Raw genomic sequence first — 3,411 nt, 5'->3', positions numbered from 1 at the left:
TCGTCAGGCTCATAACCTGAAGGTCGTAGGTTCAAATCCTACCCCCGCAACCAACACAAACGCCGTTATATCAACTATATAGCGGCGTTTCTATGTTAACAGCACTCCCCAATAAATCATTGATGGAAGCATAGCGGATGCAGGTTGGAAAATAATTAATCTAATGCTGTGAATTGCGCTGCCTCCAGAATATGCTGCGTGAAAAGCTTCCCAATGGATCAATACGTCCTGACAGAAGGTCAAGGCAGACCAATGGTGATGACGGTAAGCGAACATATTTTGAACCGCAGCATATAATCTTCTGTAACTCAGCCATTGAAGGTTGCAATGGCTGAGTTTTTTTAGAGGAGAGGTCGGTGGAGCCGTTAGAGTGAATAAATGGACCCTGACTTTCGTTAGGAAAAGGTTATACTTTTCAGTTTATTCAGAGCAAGCGTTTCATATTCGAACATATTATGCACCGCTTTGGTTTCGCAGAAAATCATGAACTGTCCCGTATCCCTTTGCTTCAAGGCAAAGAAGCGATTATTCGCGTGCCGGTTTTCCCTGATTTCCACAAGGCTGAAAACACATTCTTCCCTATCAATTTTCACCGCGACCGGCTTGTATCCATAATCATTGAGATAGCTGTGACCGGAGAGAGTCTTGGCGCAGGCTATCTCATAGGCCTGCCAGTATTCAGATTTGTCGAGAGCGGCCTTATTACGGTTAAAGACTTTGTACAGGGGAACGCCCATGATCATTTCCTGCCACGGAGGTGAATTAGACAAATCAATAACAGTTTCAGTGTGCTGTTGGTGATGTTTCTGATCGCGGAGCCGTTCCATCAGCCGCTTTTGGGTGAGGGTGAGGGTGAGGGTGAGGGTGAGGATAGATTGCAATTTCTTCTCTCTGATTAACGTTAACAGAGCGGAATTTTCGTGCATATCCATGATGATCTTGTCGAAAAAAACATTGGACCTGATCCCGTAAGACTGCTGATTGCTCTGCGCCAATAGATACTGGGCGTTGCTATTGACCATGGTCAGGGCCTTGATGTAGTCGTCTGCGTTGGAAAGCAAGCTATATTGTTGGAAAGTGACCATTTCCTGCGCCAAAGTCTTCAGAGACGATGCCTCCAGTTCGCCAATCTTTTAATACATGACATCGAATATACTTTTTTTAGCGCTTTCTTTATGCTTTAACACATTTTTTAACCTGCCTGTCGTGAAGCCATATATTTTTTTCTTCAGTTTTTTTGCCGACGTGATGAAGGGATCCGGTGCGTCGGACCCTAGATTGGCGTCATCCTTGAAGTCACTTAACGAAATTTCCTCATAAATCAGGATGGACAGCATTTGGGCCACATCGAGGTCCACATGCTCGGCCGGGATGATCTTATAACCGGCGCCCTCGCCCAACCATATTTTCACAAACTCGTAGAGCGCCGCCACCCTTTCGCTGAAATGCTGTTCGACCAGCAAACCCTGTAAAGAAGCCAGGTCCTTCTGCTCCCGGGTAACTTTACCCTTCTTGTTACTCTTTTTCAGGGCATCCTGCAGCCGTTTGAACTTCCAGATAAACTCCTTGTCCGAATATTTTCGGGAGATCTCCGTATCCAAGTCATCCGGCAGCTCTATGTTGTTGAGCACAATAAATTGGGAGGGTTTGGAAAACAGCTGGGTTGTGCTGATGGAACCCGTTCTCTTTCTGTTGATGAGGTTGCTATAATATTCTTCGATGTCATCCTCAGGGGGCAGCGTGTCAATTTCCTCATCCCAAATGTTCCGCGATTGCGGCTCGTTCTCCTGTACATCGTACTTATCCTCGTCATCGTCTCGCTCGTTTGTGCCCCCATCATTCAGTGAGGCCGGAATGGGGGGCTGCTTTTGAGCCTTGGATCCGCCCTTATTCTGTTGAACTTGTTTTTCTTCTATTATTTGCGGCTGTTTCCGTTTCTGCGCGGATTTGCGTTTTCGGCGGCTTTCGTCAATTTTGGAATCGCCGTCATCCATCGTTGTTTTGTTTAATAATTCCTGCTTGATCCGGATGGTTATTTGCTCTTTAAGATAGTCACCCTTGATATTATCCATGCCGGCACAGAAATCATCAAATGCGACGATGTCATCGTTATAAAAATTTGTCGCTGTTTTTTCAATGAATTGGCAATATTTTTCAATATAAGAAATATTTGATTCAGCTCTATATTCTTTTGTGTATCTTTTTTCTTCGTTTACGAAATATCTTTTGTTCTGGTTTAAATAAAAAATAACCTTATCTTTCAGAAGCTTTCTGTATTCCTCAGTTGTCTCTGTTTCCCGATATCTGGAACTAAGATGGCGAATATCGGCAAAACTAGGGAATTTATGGAAGTCTGTGTAAAAGAATTCCTTACTCAGTCCATACAGGAAGTTGTACATAAATACACGGGACTTCAAATCTTCATTTTCTATTGAAAATTTTATCAATGAAAAGGTGGTCGCTTTTAGGTACTTTCTTATATTGTTCCGTAGAAGATTGTAAGATCCATCATTATCTCTATCGTTGTTTTCCTTTAAATCCTCATTGTCTCCTTTTTTATATAAAGTGAATAGCCCCGACTTTCCTAGACACTTTCGGGTTTCATTATCTGCTGCTGTTCGAACTGGACGGGTGACAGCATCCCGTTTCTTACATGCTTTCGCTTCGGATTGTAGAACATCTCAATATAATTGAACACATCCTGTCTGGCATCCTCTCTGGTTTTGTAGGTCTTGCGTCGTATCCTTTCCCGCTTGAGCAGATTGAAAAAGCTCTCCGCGACGGCACTATCGTGGCAGTTCCCGCGCCGGCTCATGGAATGTTCCAGATTGTGAGCCTTGAGGAAAGAAGCCCAATCCATACTGGTGAACTGGGAGCCCTGGTCGGAATGGATCAGGACCTTACCCTTTGGTTTTCTGCGCCATACAGCCATGAGCAACGCCTGTAACACCATATCTGTCGTTTGCCGGTTCTGCAGGGACCAGCCGACGACGCGACGGGAATAGAGATCAATCACGACCGCCAGGTAGGCAAACCCTTCCTGCGTCCTGATATAGGTGATGTCCGTCACCCAGACCCTGTCAGGGACACCCACATCGAATTGTCGATCCAGCCTGTTGTCGGCAATAAAAGAGGGTTTGCCGCCATAACTGCCGGGTCTTCTCTTGTATCCGATCTGCGCCTTGATGCCCGCCAGACGGGCCAGTCGTGCGACGCGGTTCGGACAACACATCTCGCCCTGATCAAGAAGATCATCGTGGAGCTTGCGATAACCATACACCTTACCGCTCTCCCGCCATGCTTTGCGGATGAGCTCTGTCTGACGAGCATCTTCCCGGGTTCGTTTGCTGAGTGGGTTCTTGAGCCAGGCGTAAAAACCGCTCGGATGGATGCGCAGGCAGCGGCACATCG

General features: G+C 46.0%; 3 protein-coding genes. All 3 read right to left on the bottom strand.

Annotated features, from left to right (window positions below):
• Positions 1–395: 395 nt before the first annotated feature.
• On the bottom strand, positions 396–1,085 hold the full coding sequence (locus AACZ19_RS18480; RefSeq protein ID WP_339635977.1) for a hypothetical protein: 690 nt from the start codon (positions 1,083–1,085) through the stop codon (positions 396–398).
• Between the two features lie 48 nt (positions 1,086–1,133).
• Positions 1,134–2,072, bottom strand: coding sequence for a hypothetical protein (locus AACZ19_RS18475; RefSeq protein ID WP_339635976.1), 939 nt, complete (start codon positions 2,070–2,072; stop codon positions 1,134–1,136).
• A gap of 512 nt (positions 2,073–2,584) precedes the next feature.
• A partial coding sequence (locus tag AACZ19_RS18470; protein WP_339635975.1) for an IS3 family transposase occupies positions 2,585–3,411 on the bottom strand: 827 nt, incomplete at its 5' end.

The sequence above is a fragment of the uncultured Sneathiella sp. genome (genome assembly GCF_963973085.1).
In the GTDB taxonomy this organism is placed as follows: Bacteria; Pseudomonadota; Alphaproteobacteria; order Sneathiellales; family Sneathiellaceae; genus Sneathiella.
Note: the sequence above shows the minus strand (reverse complement) of the source record. Positions and strands in the feature narration are given on the sequence as shown.